Here is a 21,506-nt window from a genome sequence, read left to right as displayed (position 1 = left end):
AGGATTTTAAAATGAAGGTAGCTGTTATTGGCGCAGGTACAATGGGCTCAGGAATTGCTCAGACATTTGCTCAGGCTGATAGCGTAGAGAAGGTTTATCTTTGCGACATCAAGACTGAGTTTGCAGAAGGTGGATTTGCTAAGATCAAGAAGGGTCTTGATAAGCAGGTTGCTAAGGGAAAGAAGACTCAGGAAGAGGCTGATAAGATCACAAGTAAGATTCAGACAGGTCTTAACGACATCTGTGCTGATGCAGATCTTGTTGTAGAGGCTGCTCTTGAGGTTATGGATATTAAGAAGAACCTTTTCAAGGAGCTTCAGGATAACATCGTTAAGAACCCTGATTGCATTTTCGCATCAAACACATCATCACTTTCAATCACAGAGATCGGTTCAGGACTTTCAAAGCCCATCATCGGAATGCACTTCTTCAATCCCGCTCCTGTTATGAAGCTTATTGAGGTTATCCAGGGTGCCAACACTCCCGATGACATGGTTGAGAAGATCAACAAGATCTCAGTAGACCTTGGCAAGACTCCTGTACAGGTTAACGAGGCAGCAGGTTTCGTTGTTAACAGAATTCTTGTTCCTATGATCAACGAAGGTATCTTCGTATATTCAGAAGGAGTTGCAGATATCCAGGGTATCGACACAGCTATGAAGCTTGGATGTAACCATCCTATGGGACCCCTTGAGCTCGGTGATTACATCGGACTTGATATCGTTCTTGCTATCATGGACGTTCTCTATGCAGAGACAGGTGATTCCAAGTATCGTGCTTGCCCTCTTCTTCGTAAGATGGTTCGCGGTAAGAAGCTCGGCGTTAAGACCGGAATCGGATTCTACAATTACGCAGACGGAAATAAAACACCAACAGATAAGTAATCTCCTAGCGAGGTTTTTTCGAGCTTGGTGTACTACTTAGTTCCGGCGAGCAAAGCGAGAGCGGAACTTCCGCTTTATCAGCTAACAAATATATATATTTAAATTGGAGGAAATAATAATGGATTTTCAGCTTGATCAGCAACATGAAATGGCGAGAGCTCTTTTCAAAGAATTCGCAGAAAAAGAAGTTAAGCCACATGCAATAGACGTTGATGAGACAGAGGAATTCCCTATCGAGACTGTAAAGAAAATGCAGAAGTACGGTTTCATGGGTATTCCGATTCCCAAGGAGTACGGCGGACAGGGATGTGATCCCCTTACATACGCTATGTGTGTAGAGGAGCTTGCTAAGGTATGCGGAACAACCGCAGTTATCGTATCAGCTCACACATCACTTTGCTGTGATCCTATCATGACTTATGGTACAGAAGAGCAGAAGCAGAAGTACCTTGTTCCCCTTGCAAAGGGTGAGAAGCTCGGTGCTTTCGGTCTTACAGAGCCCATGGCAGGAACAGACGCTCAGGGCGTTCAGACTAAGGCTGTTCTTACAGAAGACGGTAAGGAGTGGATCCTTAACGGTTCTAAGTGCTTTATCACAAACGGTGAGGTTGCTGATGTTTACATCATCATCGCTTACACAGATATCGTAGAAGACAAGAAGGGAAGAAAGCAGAAGAAGTTCTCAGCATTCATCGTTGAGAAGGGAACTCCCGGATTTACATTCGGAACAAAGGAGAACAAGATGGGTATCCGCGGTTCTTCTACATATGAGCTTATCTTCCAGGATTGCCATATTCCTGCTGAGAACATTCTCGGTGCAAGAGGAAAGGGCTTCAACATCGCTATGCACACTCTTGACGGTGGACGTATCGGTATCGCTGCTCAGGCTCTTGGTATCGCTGAGGGCGCTCTTGACAGAACAGTTGAGTATGTAAAAGAGAGAAAGCAGTTCGGCAGAGCAATCGGCGCTTTCCAGAACACACAGTTCCAGCTTGCTAACATGGCTACACAGTGCGAGGCAGCAAGACTCCTTGTATATCAGGCTGCAGATGCTAAGAAGAACCAGGCTTACTACGGCGTAGAGGCTGCTAAGGCTAAGTTGTTCGCAGCAGAAGTTGCTATGGATGTTACTACCAAGGCTGTACAGCTCCATGGTGGTTACGGTTACATCAGAGAGTACGAAGTTGAGCGTATGATGCGTGACGCTAAGATCACAGAGATCTACGAGGGAACATCCGAAGTTCAGAGAATGGTTATCTCTGGAGCTCTTTTGAAGTAATTATTTGACGAAAAATATAAGGAGAAAAGAATAATGAAAATTGTTGTTTGCATTAAGCAGGTTCCCGATACAAAGGGCGGCGTTAAATTCAAACCCGATGGAACATTGGATAGAGGTGCTATGCTTGCAATCATGAATCCTGATGACAAAGCAGGACTTGAGGCAGCCCTCAGATTAAAAGATCAGTATGGCGCAGAGGTTACAGTTCTTACAATGGGACTTCCCAAGGCTGACGCTGTACTTAGAGAAGCATTTGCAATGGGTGCCGACAAGGCAATCCTTGTAACAGACAGAGTACTTGGTGGTGCCGACACATGGGCAACATCATCTACAATCGCAGGTGCTATCAGAAATCTTGAGTATGATCTCATCATCACAGGACGTCAGGCTATCGACGGAGATACAGCTCAGGTTGGACCTCAGATCTCTGAGCACCTTAACCTTCCTGTTATCTCATACGCAGAAGAGATCAAAGTTGACGAGAAGGCTAAGACTGTTGAAGTTAAGAGACAGTTCGAGGACAGATATCACATCGTTAAGGCTAAGATGCCTTGCCTTGTAACAGCTCTTTCAGAGCTTAACGAGCCCAGATATATGACTCCCGGCGGAATTTTCGATGCATTCGAGAAGGAAGTTACAGTATGGGGCAGAAATGACCTTAAGGACGTTGACGATTCAAACCTTGGTCTTAAGGGTTCACCTACACAGATCGCAAAGGCTTCAGATAAGGTTAAGAAGGGACAGGGCGAAAAGGTTGCTCCCGACTCAGTTGATGAGGCAGTTGATTATATCGTAGGTAAACTTACAGAGAAACACGTAATCTAATATTTATTAAAAGATAAGGAGAAGAGTCATGTCTTTAGAAGAATATAAAGGTGTATTTATATTTGCTCAGCAGGTAGACAATGAACTTTCAAGCATTGCACTTGAGCTTCTGGGCAAAGCAAAGAATCTTGCAGAAGATCTTGATGAGAAAAAAGTAACTGCTGTATTACTTGGTAGCGGTGTGAAGGGACTTTCAGACAAGCTTGCCGAGTATGGCGCAGACAGAGTAATCGTAGTAGACGATCCTGCTCTTAAAGATTACAGAACAGAGCCTTACACACACGCTCTTGCATCTGTTATTAACGAGTTTAAGCCTGAGATCCTTCTTGTAGGTGCTACAGCCATTGGTAGAGACCTTGGCCCCAGAGTATCTTCAAGAGTACATACAGGACTTACAGCTGACTGTACAAGTCTTGATATCGGTGATTTCCCGCTTAATGCTGTTCCCGGACAGGAGCAGAAGCACAAACAGCTTCTTATGACACGTCCTGCTTTCGGTGGAAACACAATCGCTACAATTGCATGCCCTGACTTCCGTCCTCAGATGGCTACGGTTCGTCCCGGTGTTATGCAGAAGATTGATCCTATCAAGGGCGCTAAGGCTGAGATAGTTGAGTTCAATCCCGGATTCGAAGAGAACAACTGCTATACAGAGATCCTTAAGATCGTTAAGGAGGCTTCAAGCGTAGCTGATATCCAGGGAGCTAAGATCCTTGTATCAGGCGGACGTGGAGTTGGTTCAGCAGAGAACTTCAAGCTTCTTGATGATCTTGCAGAGGCACTTGGCGGAACAGTTTCCTGCTCACGTGCAGTTGTAGATTCAGGCTGGAAGCCCAAGGATCTTCAGGTTGGACAGACAGGTAAGACAGTTCGTCCCGCACTTTACTTTGCTATCGGTATTTCAGGTGCTATCCAGCACGTAGCAGGTATGGAAGAGTCAGACATCATCATCGCTATCAACAAGGATGAGAATGCTCCTATCTTTGATGTAGCTGATTATGGTGTAGTAGGAGATCTTAACAAGATCGTTCCCGCTCTTACAAAGAAGATCAAAGAATCTCTTGCAGCAAAAAAGTAATCACTTAGCGTGATTTTTATAGCGCCGCAATCCCCCTAGGGGGGTTGCGGCGATATTTTTCTATAACTATACTTTTGATGAGATTAAAACTAAACTCAGAAAAGTATTTGGAGGAAAAATATCATGCATATGGCGGATGCTTTAATTGCTCCTGCGGTTGCCGGAACAATGTATGTTTTATCTACGGGAGCGGCAGGCGTTTCTGTAAAGAAAGTAAGAGAGGAAAGCGACGAATCCAAGATTCCTGTAATGGGCGTCATGGGAGCCTTTGTGTTCGCAACACAGATGCTTAATTTCACTATTCCCGGAACAGGTTCTTCGGGACATCTTTGCGGAGGAATGATGCTTTCCGCACTTTTGGGACCCTATGCGGGATTCCTTACTATGATAGGAGTACTTCTGGTCCAGTGTCTTTTGTTTGCTGACGGCGGACTTATGGCGCTGGGATGTAATGTTTGGAATATGGCTTTTTACGGGTGCTTTATAGGAGCATTGCTCATATGGCGTCCGATAATGAAGAAAGGAGCTTCGAGAGCCAAGATAATTCTCGCATCGATATTGGGATGCGTTCTTACCTTGCAGCTTGGTGCATTCTCGGTTACACTTGAAACATTGATATCGGGAATTACGGAGCTTCCGTTTTCGACTTTTGTAGCAACAATGCAGCCGATTCACCTTGCTATCGGCTTTGTTGAAGGACTTATTACATCAGCAGTTCTTATTTTTATATATGAAGCAAGACCTGAGCTTCTTTGGGGCGTTGGCGAGGCTTCGGAAAAGAAGGAAGCAAAGTTATCCTTAAAGAAAACAATCATAGTATTGGCAGTGGCAGCGCTTATCTGCGGAGGATTTGTATCACTTTATGCATCGGCATTCCCTGACGGACTTGAATGGTCTATGGAGCAGGTTGCCGGAACATCAGAGCTTGAGGCGGAAGGAACGGTATATGAGACTGCGGAATCCATTCAGGAGACGACATCTCTTTTACCCGACTATGCATTCCCTGACAGTGAAGCAGCCGTAGGAACAAGCTTCTCCGGCATAGTGGGAGCTATCCTTGTTGCAACACTTTCAGCTGTATTCTGCTATGTTTTCAGATTCTTTAGGAAAAAGACAGAGACTAAAACAGCTTAATGAATTCAATTGAAAAAAGACTTGTTGAATTAAATAAACTTCAGGATCTTCAGCAGCGTTCCCATTGGATGAATAACCTTCATCCTTTGGGGAAGCTGCTTATTAGCGTTATATATATTTTTCTGGTCACATCAGTCGGAAAGTATGAGATTGTTCCGCTGATTCTTTTGTCTGTATATATTATCTTTACTTATATCATAGGTGAGCTCTCTTTTAGAGAGGGAATCTATAGAATGCGATTGATCCTTCCGCTGGTTCTTTTTGTGGGAATATTTAATCCATTCCTGGATAAGAATACGGTTATGATCGCGGGATATTCGGTAAGCGGCGGAATGGTCTCGATGCTTACTCTTATGATAAAAGGCCTGTACACCGTGCTGGCGGTATATGCGCTCATAGCAACAACATCCATAGACGATATCTGCTACGCACTAAGAACGGTCAAAGTTCCCAAGATAATTGTAATTGTCATAATGCTGATATATAGGTACATTGATGTTATGTCGAACGAAGCGGACAGGATATATACAGCTTACAGGCTTAGAGCTCCGGGGCAAAAAGGAATAGAATACAGATCGTGGGGAACGCTCGTCGGACAGTGGCTTCTTCGAAGCATGGATAAAGCGAGGATTGTGTATGAGAGCATGCACCTTCGCGGATTCAAAGGAGATTTCATTCCCAAGAAAAAGGGAGTAAAAAAGATCGACGTTATCTATCCGATAGTGTGGGTGCTTATACTTTTGTTTATTAGATTTTATGCGGGAAGAGGTGTTTTATGAAGACCGGAGTAAGCGGAGAACTTCTGAATATTTCAGGACTTAGTTTTTCATATGAAAAAGATTCTATTGTTTTAAAAGACATTTCTTTTACCGCGAATTACGGTGAAAGTATCGGGCTTGTCGGCGCAAACGGAATAGGAAAATCCACACTCATGAAATTGATGGTGGGTCTGTTTCTTGATTATACAGGTGATATAACGGTTGCCGGGCATAAGATGAACAAAAAGAATCTGGATCACATAAGAGAACACATCGGATATGTTTTTCAGGATTCCGACAGCCAGCTCTTTTTAACAACAGTCGAAGACGACGTGGCTTTCGGGCCTCGTAATTACGGGCTTTCGGAAGAAGAGGTGGAAGAAAGAGTTTCCGAAGCTTTAAGACTTGTCGGAATAGAGAATCTTAGAGATAATAAGACGTACAAATTATCGGGCGGAGAAAAGAAACTTGCATCAATTGCTACGATTCTTTCGATGAAACCTGATATAATAATCATGGATGAGCCTTCAGTGGCCTTGGATCCGAGGAACAGAAGAAATCTGATTCTGGTTTTAAAGGGCATCGGCGGACTTAAGATAATTGCATCGCATGATCTTGATTTTGTCAGTAAGACCTGTGATAGAACGATTCTTTTGGACAATGGAACGATTGTCGCGGACGGAAGGACTGAAGATGTCCTTGGAAACAGTGAACTACTAGAGGCTCACGGCCTTTAATGAGAAATTGTGTTCACACAAATACGTTGAGCACTAATCATTAAAGTGATAAAATAATAATTGGTATAGTGTATAAAATCGGAGGTAAGAATGGCTAGAAAAGTAGTACTTGCAGGTGCCTGCAGAACAGCAATAGGAACAATGGGAGGTGCACTCAGCACAACACCCGCTCCGGCACTCGGAACAATTGTAATCAAGGAAGCATTAAATCGCGCGGGAGTTAAACCCGAGCAGGTTGATGAAGTATATATGGGATGCGTTATCCAGGCAGGACTTGGACAGAATCCCGCAAGACAGGCTGCATTAAATGCAGGAATACCCGTAGAAGTTCCCGCAACAACAATCAACGTACTTTGCGGATCGGGACTTCATTGTGTAAACCTTGCAGCTAAGCTTATTTCTATGGGCGACGCTGATATCATCGTAGCAGGCGGTATGGAGAATATGTCAATGGCTCCTTATCTTATGCAGCAGGGACGTTACGGATATCGTATGGGCTCCGGAGAGCTTCAGGATGCTATGATCAAGGACGCACTCACAGATGCTTTCGGTGGATATCACATGGGTATCACAGCCGAGAATATTGCGGAGCAGTGGCATCTTACTAGAGAGCAACTCGACGAGTTTGCGGCTTGGTCTCAGAACAAAGCTGAGAAGGCTATTGCCGACGGCAAGTTCAAGGAAGAGATCGTTCCCGTAGAGATCAAGAAAAAGAAAGAGACAATTATTTTTGATACGGATGAAGGCCCCAGAAGCGGAGTAACTGCAGAGGGAATCTCACATCTTAAGCCCGCGTTCAAAAAAGACGGTATGGTTACGGCAGCCAATTCATCAGGAATCAATGATGCTGCTTCAGCTATCATCGTAATGAGTGAAGAGAAGGCAAAAGAGCTTGGAGTAAAGCCGCTCGGAACATGGATCGCAGGTGAGCTTGCAGGCGTAGAGCCCAGCATCATGGGTATCGGACCTGTAGCTGCTACCAATAAAGTAATGAAAAAAGCAGGATATTCAATCGGAGACTTTGATCTTATCGAGGCTAACGAGGCATTTGCCGCACAGTCTGTAGCTGTACAGCACGATCTTGGATTCTCCAATGATGTTCTTAATGTAAACGGTGGTGCTATCGCACTCGGACATCCCGTTGGATGCTCAGGAAACAGAATTCTTGTTTCTCTTCTTTATGAGATGCAGAGAAGAGATGCCAAAAAAGGACTTGCAACATTGTGTGTAGGCGGTGGAATGGGCTGCGCAGCAATTGTAGAAAAATACAGCAATTAATATATCCCTATTTTAGGAGGATTTATGGCAGAACGCTCAATCCTTGTCGTTGATGATAACGAGATCAACAGAGGAATACTGGGAGAAATATTCAAAGATAAATATAATATCCTTGAAGCCGGAGATGGCGTGCAAGCTATGAAGATGATTGAGGAAAACAAGGACAATCTTGCCGCTGTTTTGCTCGATATCATTATGCCTGAAATGGATGGCTATGCGGTTTTGGAAGCAATGGCGCAAAAGGATAATCTCAATGAGACTATTCCCGTTCTCATGATAACGGCGGACACTTCTACGGAAGCTGAACGTACAAGCTACCAGTACGGAGCGGCTGACGTTGTTCACAAGCCTTTTGATCCTGTTATCGTAAACAGGAGAGTGTCTAGAACGGTTGAACTTTTCGACCGCAAGAATAATCTTGAGAAGCAGACTGACGATCAGACGAGAGTCTTAAAGAAACAGTTTATCTATCTCAAAAAGCAGGAAGAAAAGCTTCGTTACAGCAATGAAAAAGTTATAGATACCATTGCGACTATCGTTGAGTTCAGGAATATGGAGTCAGGTTATCATCTTAAGAGGATCAAGGGCTTTGTAAGAATTCTTGCCCTTACCGCAATGAATAACTACCCCAAGGTTGGGCTTACTCCTCATCTGATAGACGTTATCACGCAGGCATCGGCTATGCATGATATAGGTAAGATATCTGTTCCGGATTCCATTCTTTTGAAACCCGGAAGACTTACAAACGAAGAATTTGAGGTAATGAAGTCTCACACTACAAGGGGCTGCGAAGTAATAGAGATGCTCAAGGATATTCAGGACAAGGAGTACTATGAGATGTGTCTTGATATATGCAGGCATCATCATGAGAGATATGACGGTGGCGGATATCCCGACGGACTCGTAGGAGAAGACAATTCGATCGGTGCTCAGCTTACGGCTCTTGCCGATGTATATGACGCACTTGTAAGTGATCGTGTTTATAAATCTGCTTATCCTGTTGATAAGGCTTATGAGATGATAAAGAACGGCGAGTGCGGAGTCTTTTCACCTACATTACTTGCGTGCTTTGAGTTTGCAAGACCTGATATGGAGAAGCTTGTAGCTCAGACCAAAGCAGCTGAAGCTGCTATGAAGGGAAGCTATTCTCCGTACAGTAGCTGACAGTAAACGCGCACATCGCGCAAACAATAATAATGTGTTGACAACTTCGCCTGCGGTGCATATAATATACTTTGTTGCCGCAGGCGACATTATGTGAGTGTAGCTCAGCTGGATAGAGCGTCTGGCTACGGACCAGAAGGTCGCGAGTTCGAATCTTGTCACTCACATCTAAGCTAAGAGAGAGCAGATTGCTGTTCTCTCTTTTTTATTATGTGATAGGAAATATGGTATACTTTTAACTATGAGAAAATTTGAACTGATAGCCCCGTGCCATTTCGGACTGGAGGCAGTACTTAAAAAAGAAATAATAGATCTCGGATACGATATAACAGAGGTTTCCGACGGTAGGATCACCTTTGCGGGAGACCCGGACGCGGTATGCCGTGCCAATATTGGGTTGAGAACTGCCGAGAGGATACTTATAAAGGTAGGAAGCTTTAGAGCGCAGTCTTTTGAAGAACTTTTCCAGGGGGTAAAAGAACTCCCGTGGGAAGAATACATTCCCGAAAGAGGTAAGTTCTGGGTTAAAAAGGCATCAAGTGTTAAGAGTAAGCTCTTTAGCCCTTCCGATATTCAGTCAATTGTAAAAAAAGCCATTGTTGAGCGAATGAAGCAGAGCTACCACACCGATTGGTTTAAGGAGGATGCCGAGAGCTATCCAATCAGAGTCTTTTTGATGAAAGACGAAGTGACGGTGGCGCTTGATACGACCGGAGATTCACTTCATAAAAGAGGTTACAGAAAGCTTGAGTCCAAGGCTCCCATAGCGGAGAATCTTGCGGCTGCGCTTATCATGCTTACACCATGGCACGGAGACAGGATCTTGGTTGATCCTTTCTGCGGAAGCGGAACTATTCCTATCGAGGCGGCTATGATGGCTGCGCACATCGCGCCCGGCATGAACAGGCATTTTACAGCCGAGGCTTGGACGCATATCATTACGCCTCAGAACTGGCAGGATGTAAGAGATGAGTGCAGGGATGAGATCATAACCGATATTGATACCGATATTCAGGGATATGACCTTGATCCGGCAATGGTTGATATAGCAAGGATAAACGCGGCTAAGGCAGGCGTTGAGAATATGATCCACTTCCAGGCGAGGGATATAGCGGATCTCAGTCACAGGAAGAAATACGGCTTTATCATAACAAACCCTCCGTACGGCGAAAGAATCGGTGAAGGGGGCGAGCTTCCTGCGCTTTATAAGACAATCGGCGAGCGATACAAGAGCCTTGATTCGTGGTCAATGTATCTTATCAGCGGATATGAGCAGGCGGAAAAGTATATCGGAAGGAAAGCCGATAAGAATCGAAAGATATATAACGGAATGTTGAAGACATATTTTTATCAGTTCATGGGGCCCAAGCCACCAAGAAGAAGCGAGTGATAAGCTATGGATAATGCAGCGATGAAAAGGTTTGCCATAAAGGCGACGGTATTCGGCGTTATATCCATTGCGGTCATGCTTCAGAGATCGGCTACCAAGCACATTATGATAACCGATGCGTCAGGTGTGACGATTGACCGCGGAACTGCCAAGGATGCCTATAAGATACTTGTTGACAGGAATGTTTCGGATTCTCAAAAAGGAAAGCTTACGATTCCTCTTTCTAAGAGTGTAAGCTCCGATGATATCGTGCTTGAGGACGGATACATGGATCACGAGCTTTTGATACACATCGACAGCAGGGAGGAAGGTTTCTACCTGGATAATGCTGTGGTGACGGATCTGGATATCTTTGAAAGTGCGATATGCTACAAAGAGAACGATACGGGCAGTGTATGCCTTGATTTTAAGCTGGATGACTTTTATGTCAATGAAAGCTCACTCACAGAGTCAAACACTATAGAGATTGAGTTTGCAAGGCCTTCGCGGAAATATGATAAGATAGTTCTGGTCAATCCTGTTTATGACGGAGAAAGCAAGGAAAGTACATCGAATACTTCCTCTTCGGACGCTGCACTTGATGTTGCTATGACACTTAAGGAGCTTTCTGAAAAAGACAGTGATAATAATATCAAATTCTTTTTTACAAGAACGGCAGATGTTGCCGCCACCGAGCAGAAAAGAATTGATGCGATAAAGGCTTCGGAAGCAGATCTGGTCGTTGAGATCGGAACAGGCAGAGATTATGCGGAAGAGGGTGTTATCTCCAGGTACAACGATATCTTTTTTACCAGAGGATTAAACAACGCTGCATTTGCGGATAAGCTTGAAAGAAACTGCGCCAAAAAAACAGGTGCGAAAGCCATAGGTATATTCGCCCTCGAGGATGACGACAGATTCTTGATGGAATCGACCGTCCCGGGAGCTAGGATAGAAGTCGGATCCATGGACAGCAAGTTCCTTGAATCCGCAGGATATAAGAAAAAAGCTGCAGAAGGCATATATGATGCCGTTTTGGAAGCATTTGAGGAGATGGAATGAGAATAGTATTTGCGACCGGAAATGAAGGAAAAATGAGAGAAATACGTGGGATTTTGGGCGGACTTGGAGCAGAGATCCTTTCGATGAAAGAGGCCGGTGTTGACGGAGATATAGAGGAAAACGGCACGACTTTTTCAGAAAATTCAATGATAAAAGCTAGGGGAGTGTACGAGCTTATTAAAAATGCGGATGCCAAGGCAGCGCAGGAGACTATAGTTCTTGCAGATGATTCGGGACTTGAGGTTGACTATCTCAATAAAGAGCCCGGTATCTATTCGGCCAGATATATGGGAAGAGATACTTCCTATACCGAGAAGAACAACAATATTATCGAAAGACTAAACGGAGTGCCGGATGAGAAGCGCACAGCCAGATTCGTATGCGCGATATCAGCGGTTTTACCCGGAGGAAAAGAACTGTCTACAATAGGCAACATGGAAGGCATAATCGGCCACAAAATCGCCGGAACAGGCGGATTTGGATATGATCCGATATTCTTTCTTCCGCAGTACGGAAAGACAAGCGCAGAGATATCTGCTGATGAAAAGAATGCCATAAGCCACAGAGGAAAAGCACTTAGAGAGATGGCTGAGCTTTTGAAGGCGGAGCTTGCTTAAGATCCTTAACGGGAGAACGGTATGCACAAGTATTTGATGGTGAGTGATACTCACGGAAGAGATGACAATTTTTATAAGGTCCTTGATATAGAGGAGAATCTTGACGGGATAATCCATTGCGGCGATTTTGAAGGCTCAGAGGGCAAGTTTGCCATCGCCGCAGACTGTCCGGTGTATTTCGTATCCGGCAATAACGACTTTTTCTCTACGCTTAAGAGAGAGCTTGATTTTACGCTGGATGGGCACAGAGTATTCCTAACACACGGGCATATGTACCTTGTATCCATGGATCTTGAGAATATCAGAGCTGAAGGTTTGTCGCGCGGAGCGGAGATAATATGCTTTGGGCATACACATAAGCCTGTAGCCAAGACTATGGGCGGAGTTTACGTCTTTAACCCCGGAAGTTTGTCTTATCCGAGACAGGAGGGAAGGAGACCGAGTTACATCATCCTAACCATAGACGGAGACCGAATTGACGCTGAAATCAAATATTTATAATTGATAAAATAGTTGTTGACAAGCTATCGAGAATCATTATATAATAAATCTCGCGTTACGGCTTAAGCCACAACGGCGAAAGAGACGGGGTGTGGCTCAGCTTGGCTAGAGCACCTGCTTTGGGAGCAGGGGGTCGCAGGTTCGAATCCTGTCACCCCGATTAGGAAGCCACCGTATCGCAGACAGAATACACGCGGGTGTAGTTCAATGGTAGAACACTAGCCTTCCAAGCTAGATACGTGGGTTCGATTCCCATCACCCGCTTGCGCAGAACACTTGGCGAGGTTCTTTCGAGCCTAGTGTGAGCCATGGGTGAACACTTAACGAGGCGCAGCCGAGTTTAGTGAGAATCCCAATGCAGAGCAAGCATTGCTCTTTTACCGTGTGTCCGTAGCTCAGCTGGATAGAGCAACGGCCTTCTAAGCCGTGGGTCGGGGGTTCGAATCCCTTCGGGCACACTTCTTTTTTATTAAACAGGGAGCATTATATGTTTCCAAATTGAACACATGACATTGCAGTAAACCATGTGTGACCATACATGGTGGCTATAGCGTAGTTGGTTAACGCGCCAGATTGTGGTTCTGGAGACCGAGGGTTCGAGTCCCTCTAGCCACCCGCTTGTAATTGCTACAGCGGAATATGCTACTATGCTTTTACAACATTGGGCTATCGCCAAGTGGTAAGGCACAGCACTTTGACTGCTGCATACGAGGGTTCGAATCCCGCTAGCCCAGTTAGCGTCGAATCTCGTCGCGCAATTGCATAATATATGGGATATTAGCTCAGGTGGTAGAGCACTTGACTTTTAATCAAGTTGTCGGGGGTTCGAATCCCCCATGTCTCATGATTTAACGCTCGATCTTATGATCGGGCGTTTTTGTTTAATGGGAAATTGATCCCTATTACATAAAAAAGCCTTGAGAACATTATGTTCTCAAGGCTTTTATGCTATATTCAGCTACTGATCATTTAAGATCATCAGCGATATCGATGTTGATGCCTGTGATACCAACTACAGCGCCGCCCTTAGCCTCAGATGAATCAGGATGAGGAAGGAGCCACTTGTTTGTAGCTGTAAGAAGAGCATCTTCCTTATTTGCAGGCTTGAAATCAGGCTTTCCTACGTTTGTTCCCTTAGGAAGTCCTACGAGAACCTGGAAACCGGAATCCTTGCTTGCCTGACAAGGAGCATAGTGAAGTGCTGTTGCGTATACCTCGATCATAACTCCCTTAGGGCAAAGAAATGCTTTTACTTTGCTTGAATCGATCATGTGGTCTACGATCTCTTCTCTTTTTGCAAGAAGAAGGATGAAATCTGTAGTTCCCATGTTGATCTCGCTTGAACGATGATACTCAAGGCAGTTGAGCTTTGTGTTGTGTCCGTTGCACCATCCGAACTGCATGGGTGATCCGCCGAAAAGGCTGTTTGTGATGACATCTGCAGCAGGAAGTGACTGAAGAGCGGGCTCCTCAGCAACATAATCTGTGCCCTCCGGGATAGGAGTCTTATCTCTTAAAGCCTCCATGATCTGCTTCTTTTCTTCTTCGTAACCCTCGATGATCCTTCCGTAGTTTGTAAACTCGGGATCAGTAACATTATATATTTTCATGCTTTCTCCTTTCAGACCGCTGTCTGTGCGGTGTTGTTTCAGTAAATAAAATTATGAGAATGCTTCTCATTTATCCATTGTACCAAAAGAAGAAAGAAAGCACTAACTACTTTATGACTTAAATATCTCAGTTTTTGCGCTTCGTTATGCCGCGTTTTTGATGCGCTTTTTTGTAAAGTAAAGGTAGTAAATTAGGAACAGTATGGAAGTTACGATCCACGTGATGGGATAGCTGGCTTCGACCGTTTCAACCGTCTTGAATATAGGGAAGGCCGTTAATATCCATATAACACGAAGTGCGCATATTCCGCTGAGCGTAATTATCATTGGAATCAGTGCCGAACCCATGGCTCTGAGTACACCTGAGAATATCTCAACAGATATGTACGTTACATAGAAAGGAACCAGGAATCTGACCATCTGAATTCCGATCCGGATGACTTCGGCGCTGTCTTTAATAAATATCCTAAGCAGTATCTCACTGTAAAAATACATAACTGTGCTTAGCGGTATGGTAATAAGAAGAGCAATGACAAAGGCGTATCCCGTACTCTTTTTTACACGGTCGTATTTGCCGGCTCCGAAATTCTGCCCCGCAAAGGTTGTAACGGAAGTTCCGATCGCATTTACAGCCATCCAGAATACAACATCAATCTTGCCGTAGGCTGCCCACGCAGCGGTATAATCAATTCCGAGTTCGTTGATCGAAGTCTGTATAAGTGCATTTGAAAAAGTGTACATTGTTGACTGAAAGCCTGCCGGAAGCCCTATCCTGATTATCTTGGTGAACATTTGTCTGTCAAAGCGGATCTTGTGCAAGGTCAGCTTATAAATATCATTGCTCCTTATTAGCATTGTAACGACAATAACGGCGCTAAGGAGCTGGCATAGTATAGTTGCAACGGCAACGCCGATAACGCCCATTTTGACGCTCATATAGCCCATTTTAAGGACAACAACGAAGAACAGGTCAAGACCTACGTTGGTAAAGCAGCTGATTATAAGAACTATAAGCGGTCTTTTGGAATCGCCTACGGCTCTTAAGATACCGGCTCCCATGTTGTAGACAAGGTTTGCGGTCATACCCAGGAAAAAGATCCTTAGATAAACGATAGAAGGCTCTTTTATTCGTTCTGAGGTCTTCATAAGCGAGATGACATTTGGGGTGATAGCAAAGCCGACAATCGTTATTATAATGCCGCCGGCGATTGCAATTGCCATGGCGGTATGAACGGCTTTTTCAACCTCTTTTTCCTGCTTGGCACCGAAAAACTGAGCGATGACAACGGTTGCTCCCGAAGACAGTCCCATAAAAAAGCCTACGAATATATTTACGATAGTTGCTGCCGATCCGCCAACAGCTGCCAGTCCGTCCGGGCCTACAACGTTACCTACTATAACGGCATCGACCGTATTGTAAAATTGTTGAAAAAAAGCGCCAACCAAAAGGGTTACGAAATAGACAAGCATCCCCTTAAAAATAGGGCCTTGAGTTATCTGATTGTTATTAGATTTTTTCATAAAAGAAATCTCCCCGACTCATTGAAAAAACAATGGTGTCTGTAATAAAGAATTGTAACAAAAAAGTGGAAAGCTGTATATATGCTTTCCACTTTACTGCGGATGACAGGACTTGAACCTGCACGTCGGAGACACTAGAACCTAAATCTAGCGCGTCTGCCAATTCCGCCACATCCGCTCATTGTCGCCCTTTCGGGCGACAACATATTTGATTATACATAGATTGAACTATGTTTGCAACTGAAATTAAAGCTTTTTAGTTACCTGCGGCAACATCCTCAGGGATAGGTGCGGGTGCAGGTTGTCCGGGGGGTCCGGGCGGTGCCGGAGGAGCTCCGTTGGGATCTCCGCCTTCTGCGGCTTGAGCAGCGGCTGCTTCTGCGGCTCTTCGCTCCATTTCGGCTCTTTCACCTGCGAGTATACCGTCTATACCATCTTGCTGCATAAACTCAGGCGTGTGGTGACAAGTGTTCGGAACTTGAACCGTGTTACCTTCTTCATCAGTTGTTGTAGTATATGCAGAGTTATCTTGAACGCCATTTACATACAGCCTTGCAACTTCCGGTGGAGGAGCAGGGTGAGTTGCAACAACACCCTGAGTCTTAAACGGACACCATTCTGAAGCGGGACGACCATCGAAAGCACATATCTCGCCCTGATAGTGAACATCACAGGTTTCCGTAGGCTCTGTACCTTCTACAAACAACTCGGTAGTGAGTGTTCCGTCGCAAACGCCGGGAATAGGAAGCTTTCCGGATTCGGAGCAAACGGTTGCTTTAACCAAGCCTGATGAAGGCTGAGGGAAATCTGATGAAGGAAGATCTTTGTGAATCTCTTCCATTACAGCTCTCCACATCTCCTTAGAAAAGTTCTTTTCTTTTGAAGATTTAAGCTTTTCATTATTATCAAAGCCGGTCCAAGTAGTTGCGGTGTAATAGTTTGTATAACCTGCGAACCATACATCGTTATAATCGGTTGTTGTACCCGTCTTACCTGCTATAGGAGTAGTTCCGAAATTAACTGAAGTACCGGTACCTTGAGATCCCGATACAACGCCTTTCATTGCGTCGGTAAGTATGTATGCGGCTGCCTCTGATATTACACGTGTGGATTCGGGAGCTTCATTATCAAGAAGAACCTCATATCCGCCGTTCTTATCAGGCTGTAATACCTTTGTATAAAGCTTAGGCTTAATATATTCACCGCCGTTAGCAATAGTAGCAAAGCCGGCATTAAGTTCAACGTTAAGGACACCTTTGGTAAGTCCTCCGAGAGCGGTTGCAAGGTGAATATCGTTGACGGCTTTATCACCCTTATAGCCTTCTTCTCCGACTATTGTAGTGAAGCCTAATTTCTTAAGATATTCATATCCCAGCTCAGGTGTTACAACTGCATACATCTGAACTGTCGGAACGTTCGCGGATCTTGCGATCGCACGTCTTGCAGTGTACCATTCACCGTTTGAGGATCCCCACCAGTCTCTTACAACTTTTCCGCCGGGGGAGTATGCCGTAGGAACATCCTGGAATACAGAAGCAAGTGTGATTTTACCGCTGTCGATACCGGGGAGATAAGTTGACATGATCTTAAATGTAGATCCCGGCTGTCTCGGAGAAGCGGTTGCTCTGTTGAAAGCTCTGTTATCTTCCTTTTCACCTCTTCCTCCGATGATAGCAACTACATGACCTGTATGTTGATCCTCAATGGTCAGCGATACCTGAGGCTGAGGAATAATTCTTACGTGAGGATCACCTACTACTTCATCGCCTTCTTCAACTACACATTCCTGGTAATAATCAGCACAGTCCTGTGCAGCTTCTCTTGAGTCAAAGAGTCTGTTAAAGCCTTTGCTTGTATATGGAGTATCATGTGATTCATCTTTGAAGTAAACTTCAAGCATTTCAGAACTGTAATTCTGAGTAGAGCCATCTGCCTTCTGTACTGTAAGAGCATAGTTAAGAAGATATTTGGTTCCCGCAGGATAGATCTCTTCGTTTGCATATACTCTGTCGCAGATCTCCTGAATATGAGGATCCTGTGTTGAAAGGATCTTAAGACCGCCGCTGTACAATTTGGCTGTAGCCTGCTCTTTGGTCATTCCAAGCTTATCCTGGAAATCCTTAAGGAGCTGATCGATAAGAGCATCATCAAACCAGGTATTAACCGCGTTGTCTTCATTAGATTCTTCGTTTACGGTCTGAATACGTGAATAAACATCGTCGGCCTTGGCCTGATCGTATTCAACCTGAGTGATATAACCCTGTTCAACCATTTTTTGAAGAACGATCTGTCTTCTTACGGCGTTATTATCCGGGTTGTTGATAGGATTGTATCTTGTGGGAGCAGAGGTAATAGCTGCAATTACAGCACACTCAGAAAGAGTGAGCTCTTCCGCGTGCTTATTAAAATATCTTCTTGCTGCCGCCTCAACACCCAGACAGTTCTGGCTAAGGTTGATCGTATTTAAGTATTCGGTAAGAATCTCATCTTTGCTATATTCTTTCTCAATCTGCATAGCAAGATATTGTTCCTGAATCTTACGTTTTCCTTTTTGAAGAAGATTGGTCTCTGTAACCCAATCCGTAAATACGTTATTCTTAATGAGCTGCTGAGTAATGGTACTCGCACCCTGTGAAGCATTACCGGAAGTAATTACCTTAAAGCCGGCACGAATGATACCTTGAATATCAATACCGTTATGCTCGTAGAATCTTTCATCCTCGATCGCAACAAAAGCGTGTGCCAGATCGTCGGGAATCTGCTCCCTGCCGATTGGAATTCTGTTGGAATCTTTTGCTACAAGCTTACGAGTGGCATTACCGTCTTTATCGTAAACAAAAGTAGACATTCCCTTCGGAGAAACGTCGATATCACCAACATCGGGAGCAGTATCCTTGATGCCGTTAAACATACCTATGCCGGCACTTGCTCCAATGATCATTACTCCTATTACTGCTGCCAAGAGGAAACAAAATCCGAAAAGACTGAACTTTTTTCCCCATCTATTGGTACCTGAACTGATGGCTTTCGCCTGATTCACGATACCTCTCTTTCCATAGTTCATATGATAACCTCTCTGTAAATCCAATTTAACTTGGTAATTATACCATGAAATCCACATATAATAAAGAAATGAGAACAAATATGATATACTGATACCTATGAGCGAGATAAAATCCTATAAAATCACAACTAAAGACGGCACGGGAGAGATCGTTGAAAAGAAATCGCGATTCATAGCGCACGTATTCGGAGTTAAGTCGGTTTCCGAGGCGGAAGAGAAGATCGCAGAGGTTTCCAAGAAGTATTGGGATGCGCGTCACAACTGCTACGCCTATGTTATAGGAAAGAACAGTGAGAACACGAGATGTAGCGATAACGGTGAGCCTTCCGGAACGGCCGGCAAACCGATATTGGAAGTTATAACGGGCGCAGGGCTTACGGATACACTCATTATCGTGACCAGATATTTCGGCGGAGTGCTTCTTGGAACGGGCGGACTTGTAAGAGCCTACACACAGGCGGCACAAGCAGGGATCGCGGCATCCGAAGTAGGAGAGATGATATACTCGCAGCTACTTACTCTCGAGGTCGATTACAATATGATAAATAACGTTCAGTATTATCTAACGCAGAACGATATCAAGATAAATGAACCTAGATATGCCGAAAACGTACAGTATGATATCTGTGTAAAAGAAGAGGATGCTGATAGGATAAAAGACGGCCTCACGCAGAAGTGCGAAGGAAGAATAAAGATAACAGAAGGAGATAAAGGATATTATATCTTCTGACAAAGATGAATATAAAAAACACGTGGAAGGATCAATCTTTCCACGTGTTTAATTTTTTACTGTTGTTTGTTTTTGAAACCGGCTCTTTTTCTCAGAGTGGGATCGAGGATTCTCTTACGGATACGAAGGCTTGTAGGTGTAACCTCCAAAAGCTCGTCGTTATCAATAAACTCGATTGCCTGCTCAAGAGACATGATCTTAGGCGGAACAAGACGAAGTGCTTCATCCGATGAAGAAGTTCTTGTATTGGTAAGATGCTTGGTCTTACATACGTTAACCTCAACGTCCTCAGTCTTACCGCTGGTACCGATTACCATTCCTGAGTAAACCTTGTCGCCTGTCTTTATGAAGAGCTGTCCTCTGTCCTGAGCATTGAAAAGACCGTATGCTGTAGCTACGCCTGTCTCGAAAGCGATAAGAGAACCTGTTTTTCTGTAGTTCATATCTCCCTTGTAAGGAGCATATCCGTCAAAAATAGTATTGATGATACCGTTACCCTTGGTGTCGGTCATGAATTCGCCTCTGTAACCGATAAGTCCGCGGGAAGGAATGTTGAACTCGATACGAGTGTATCCGCCGTTTCCGGCACCCATGTTTACAAGCTCACCTTTTCTTTCGCCGAGCTTCTGGATAACACTTCCCGAGAATTCGTCGGGAACATCGATGTAGCACTTCTCCATAGGCTCAAGCTTTTTGCCGTTTTCATCTGTGTGATAGATAACCTCGGCCTTACTTACCGCAAACTCAAAGCCTTCACGTCTCATTGTCTCAATAAGAACGGAAAGGTGAAGCTCACCACGGCCTGAAACCTTGAAGGTTTCTGTTGTATCCGTGTCTTCGACACGAAGTGAAACGTCGGTGTTAAGCTCTTTATATAACCTGTCACGAAGGTGACGTGATGTAACGTATTTACCTTCCTGTCCCGCAAGAGGAGAGTCGTTTACTATAAAGTTCATTGAAATAGTGGGCTCTGAGATCTTCTGGAAAGGAATGGCGATCTGATTGTCAACAGAGCAAAGTGTATCACCGATCTTGAGATCTTCGATACCTGAGATGGCAACGATAGAACCGATTTTGGATTCCTGAACTTCAACTCTTCCGAGTCCGTCGTACTCATAAAGCTTACTGATCTTGGTCTTGATACGTCTCTCGGGCTCGTGGTGGTTAACAACAACAACCTCCTGGTTAACCTTAACTACGCCGTTATCAACCTTACCTACACCGATACGTCCAACGTACTCATTGTAGTCGATGGTGCTGATAAGAACCTGTGTGCTCGCCTCGGGGTCACCCACGGGAGCGGGAATATAGTTGATAATTGTATCAAGAAGGGGCTTCATATCTGTGCCCTGCTCGTCGACACTAAGTGAAGATGTTCCGGCCTTTGCGGAAGCAAACACGAAAGGACAGTCAAGCTGATTGTCGTCTGCACCAAGGTCCATAAGAAGCTCAAGAACCTCATCGATAACTTCGTTGGGACGAGCCTCGGGACGGTCGATCTTGTTGATACATACGATAACGGGAAGTCCAAGATCCATTGCTTTACCAAGAACGAACTTAGTCTGGGGCATGGGGCCTTCGAAAGCATCAACAACAAGGATAACACCGTTAACCATTTTGAGAACTCGCTCAACCTCTCCACCGAAGTCAGCGTGACCGGGAGTGTCAATGATATTGATCTTGATATCCTTATATGTAATTGCTGTATTCTTGGACATGATGGTAATTCCACGTTCTCTCTCGATATCGCCGGAATCCATAACTCTTTCCACAACGTCCTGACCTGTACGGAAAACACCGCTCTGCTTCAAAAGACCGTCTACGAGCGTTGTCTTACCGTGGTCAACGTGGGCGATAATTGCAACGTTTCTTACATCATTTCTCGTTTGCTTCAT

18 protein-coding genes and 8 tRNA genes are annotated in these 21,506 nt (G+C 44.6%); 21 read left to right on the top strand and 5 right to left on the bottom strand.

The features are described from left to right. The first annotated feature begins 11 nt into the window (after positions 1 to 11). The 20 genes from D6856_RS08505 to D6856_RS08410 all read left to right on the top strand — a co-directional run bounded on the left by D6856_RS08505 (position 12) and on the right by D6856_RS08410 (position 13,530). Positions 12 to 884, top strand: coding sequence for a 3-hydroxyacyl-CoA dehydrogenase family protein (locus D6856_RS08505; RefSeq protein ID WP_120686535.1), 873 nt, complete (start codon positions 12 to 14; stop codon positions 882 to 884). Between the two features lie 118 nt (positions 885 to 1,002). Further along, the gene (locus D6856_RS08500) at positions 1,003 to 2,163 is read left to right on the top strand and encodes an acyl-CoA dehydrogenase (protein ID WP_092244099.1); all 1,161 of its coding nucleotides are present in this window, start codon (positions 1,003 to 1,005) and stop codon (positions 2,161 to 2,163) included. Positions 2,164 to 2,196: 33 nt separating this feature from the next. Further along, positions 2,197 to 2,988 carry an electron transfer flavoprotein subunit beta/FixA family protein gene (locus D6856_RS08495; RefSeq protein WP_092244096.1) on the top strand — a complete coding sequence of 264 codons (792 nt, stop codon included), beginning with the start codon at positions 2,197 to 2,199 and terminating at the stop codon, positions 2,986 to 2,988. 28 nt (positions 2,989 to 3,016) lie between these two features. Further along, the gene (locus tag D6856_RS08490; RefSeq protein ID WP_092244093.1) at positions 3,017 to 4,066 is read left to right on the top strand and encodes an electron transfer flavoprotein subunit alpha/FixB family protein; all 1,050 of its coding nucleotides are present in this window, start codon (positions 3,017 to 3,019) and stop codon (positions 4,064 to 4,066) included. A gap of 123 nt (positions 4,067 to 4,189) precedes the next feature. Further along, positions 4,190 to 5,200, top strand: a complete 1,011-nt coding sequence (locus D6856_RS08485) for an energy-coupling factor ABC transporter permease (protein WP_120656083.1) — start codon at positions 4,190 to 4,192, stop codon at positions 5,198 to 5,200. Continuing rightward, complete coding sequence (gene cbiQ / locus D6856_RS08480) at positions 5,200 to 5,979, top strand: cobalt ECF transporter T component CbiQ (protein WP_120686534.1); 780 nt, start codon at positions 5,200 to 5,202, stop codon at positions 5,977 to 5,979. The genes D6856_RS08485 and cbiQ overlap by 1 nt, the downstream gene beginning before the upstream one ends. Continuing rightward, positions 5,976 to 6,695: an energy-coupling factor ABC transporter ATP-binding protein gene (locus tag D6856_RS08475; RefSeq protein ID WP_120686533.1), complete on the top strand. Its 720-nt coding sequence runs from the start codon at positions 5,976 to 5,978 to the stop codon at positions 6,693 to 6,695. Before cbiQ ends, D6856_RS08475 begins: the two co-directional genes overlap by 4 nt. 90 nt (positions 6,696 to 6,785) lie before the next feature. Further along, on the top strand, positions 6,786 to 7,973 hold the full coding sequence (locus D6856_RS08470; RefSeq protein WP_120686532.1) for an acetyl-CoA C-acetyltransferase: 1,188 nt from the start codon (positions 6,786 to 6,788) through the stop codon (positions 7,971 to 7,973). Between the two features lie 24 nt (positions 7,974 to 7,997). Continuing rightward, entirely contained in the window at positions 7,998 to 9,137 is a 1,140-nt protein-coding gene (locus D6856_RS08465; protein WP_092244079.1) for an HD domain-containing phosphohydrolase, read from the top strand. Positions 9,138 to 9,230: 93 nt separating this feature from the next. Then, positions 9,231 to 9,304: transfer RNA gene (locus tag D6856_RS08460), tRNA-Arg, on the top strand. 74 nt (positions 9,305 to 9,378) lie between these two features. Then, entirely contained in the window at positions 9,379 to 10,527 is a 1,149-nt protein-coding gene (locus D6856_RS08455; RefSeq protein ID WP_120686531.1) for a THUMP domain-containing class I SAM-dependent RNA methyltransferase, read from the top strand. Between the two features lie 6 nt (positions 10,528 to 10,533). Beyond that, a complete protein-coding gene (locus tag D6856_RS08450; RefSeq protein ID WP_120686530.1) occupies positions 10,534 to 11,568 on the top strand; it encodes an N-acetylmuramoyl-L-alanine amidase in 1,035 nt (344 codons plus the stop codon). After that, positions 11,565 to 12,185: an RdgB/HAM1 family non-canonical purine NTP pyrophosphatase gene (gene rdgB, locus D6856_RS08445; protein ID WP_120686529.1), complete on the top strand. Its 621-nt coding sequence runs from the start codon at positions 11,565 to 11,567 to the stop codon at positions 12,183 to 12,185. The genes D6856_RS08450 and rdgB overlap by 4 nt, the downstream gene beginning before the upstream one ends. A 21-nt stretch (positions 12,186 to 12,206) precedes the next feature. Continuing rightward, entirely contained in the window at positions 12,207 to 12,686 is a 480-nt protein-coding gene (locus tag D6856_RS08440) for a metallophosphoesterase family protein (RefSeq protein ID WP_120686528.1), read from the top strand. Positions 12,687 to 12,771: 85 nt separating this feature from the next. Next, positions 12,772 to 12,846 (top strand) — tRNA-Pro (locus D6856_RS08435). A 33-nt stretch (positions 12,847 to 12,879) separates the two neighbouring features. After that, a tRNA-Gly gene (locus tag D6856_RS08430) sits at positions 12,880 to 12,950 on the top strand. A 120-nt stretch (positions 12,951 to 13,070) separates the two neighbouring features. Continuing rightward, a tRNA-Arg gene (locus tag D6856_RS08425) sits at positions 13,071 to 13,144 on the top strand. Between the two features lie 83 nt (positions 13,145 to 13,227). After that, positions 13,228 to 13,301, top strand: a tRNA-His gene (locus D6856_RS08420). Positions 13,302 to 13,348: 47 nt separating this feature from the next. After that, positions 13,349 to 13,420: transfer RNA gene (locus D6856_RS08415), tRNA-Gln, on the top strand. 37 nt (positions 13,421 to 13,457) lie between these two features. Next, a tRNA-Lys gene (locus D6856_RS08410) sits at positions 13,458 to 13,530 on the top strand. 121 nt (positions 13,531 to 13,651) lie between these two features. Here the strand turns inward: D6856_RS08410 and D6856_RS08405 are convergent. From D6856_RS08405 to D6856_RS08390, 4 genes are all read right to left on the bottom strand, one after another. Continuing rightward, positions 13,652 to 14,296, bottom strand: coding sequence for a DUF4867 family protein (locus D6856_RS08405; RefSeq protein ID WP_120686527.1), 645 nt, complete (start codon positions 14,294 to 14,296; stop codon positions 13,652 to 13,654). A gap of 144 nt (positions 14,297 to 14,440) precedes the next feature. Next, a complete protein-coding gene (locus D6856_RS08400; RefSeq protein ID WP_120686526.1) occupies positions 14,441 to 15,817 on the bottom strand; it encodes an MATE family efflux transporter in 1,377 nt (458 codons plus the stop codon). A 97-nt stretch (positions 15,818 to 15,914) separates the two neighbouring features. Further along, positions 15,915 to 15,995, bottom strand: a tRNA-Leu gene (locus tag D6856_RS08395). Between the two features lie 78 nt (positions 15,996 to 16,073). Further along, positions 16,074 to 18,881, bottom strand: coding sequence for a transglycosylase domain-containing protein (locus D6856_RS08390; RefSeq protein WP_120686525.1), 2,808 nt, complete (start codon positions 18,879 to 18,881; stop codon positions 16,074 to 16,076). Between the two features lie 97 nt (positions 18,882 to 18,978). Between D6856_RS08390 and D6856_RS08385 the strand changes: the two genes are divergently transcribed. Next, complete coding sequence (locus D6856_RS08385) at positions 18,979 to 19,611, top strand: YigZ family protein (RefSeq protein WP_120686524.1); 633 nt, start codon at positions 18,979 to 18,981, stop codon at positions 19,609 to 19,611. A 56-nt stretch (positions 19,612 to 19,667) separates the two neighbouring features. On the opposite strand, the gene typA is transcribed toward D6856_RS08385, so the two are convergent. After that, the gene (typA, locus tag D6856_RS08380) at positions 19,668 to 21,506 is read right to left on the bottom strand and encodes a translational GTPase TypA (RefSeq protein WP_120686523.1); all 1,839 of its coding nucleotides are present in this window, start codon (positions 21,504 to 21,506) and stop codon (positions 19,668 to 19,670) included.

It is taken from the genome of Butyrivibrio sp. XB500-5 (genome assembly GCF_003625505.1).
Taxonomy (GTDB): Bacteria; Bacillota; Clostridia; order Lachnospirales; family Lachnospiraceae; genus Butyrivibrio.
The sequence above is the reverse complement of the archived record's forward strand: the minus strand, read 5'-3'. Positions and strand labels throughout refer to the sequence as shown.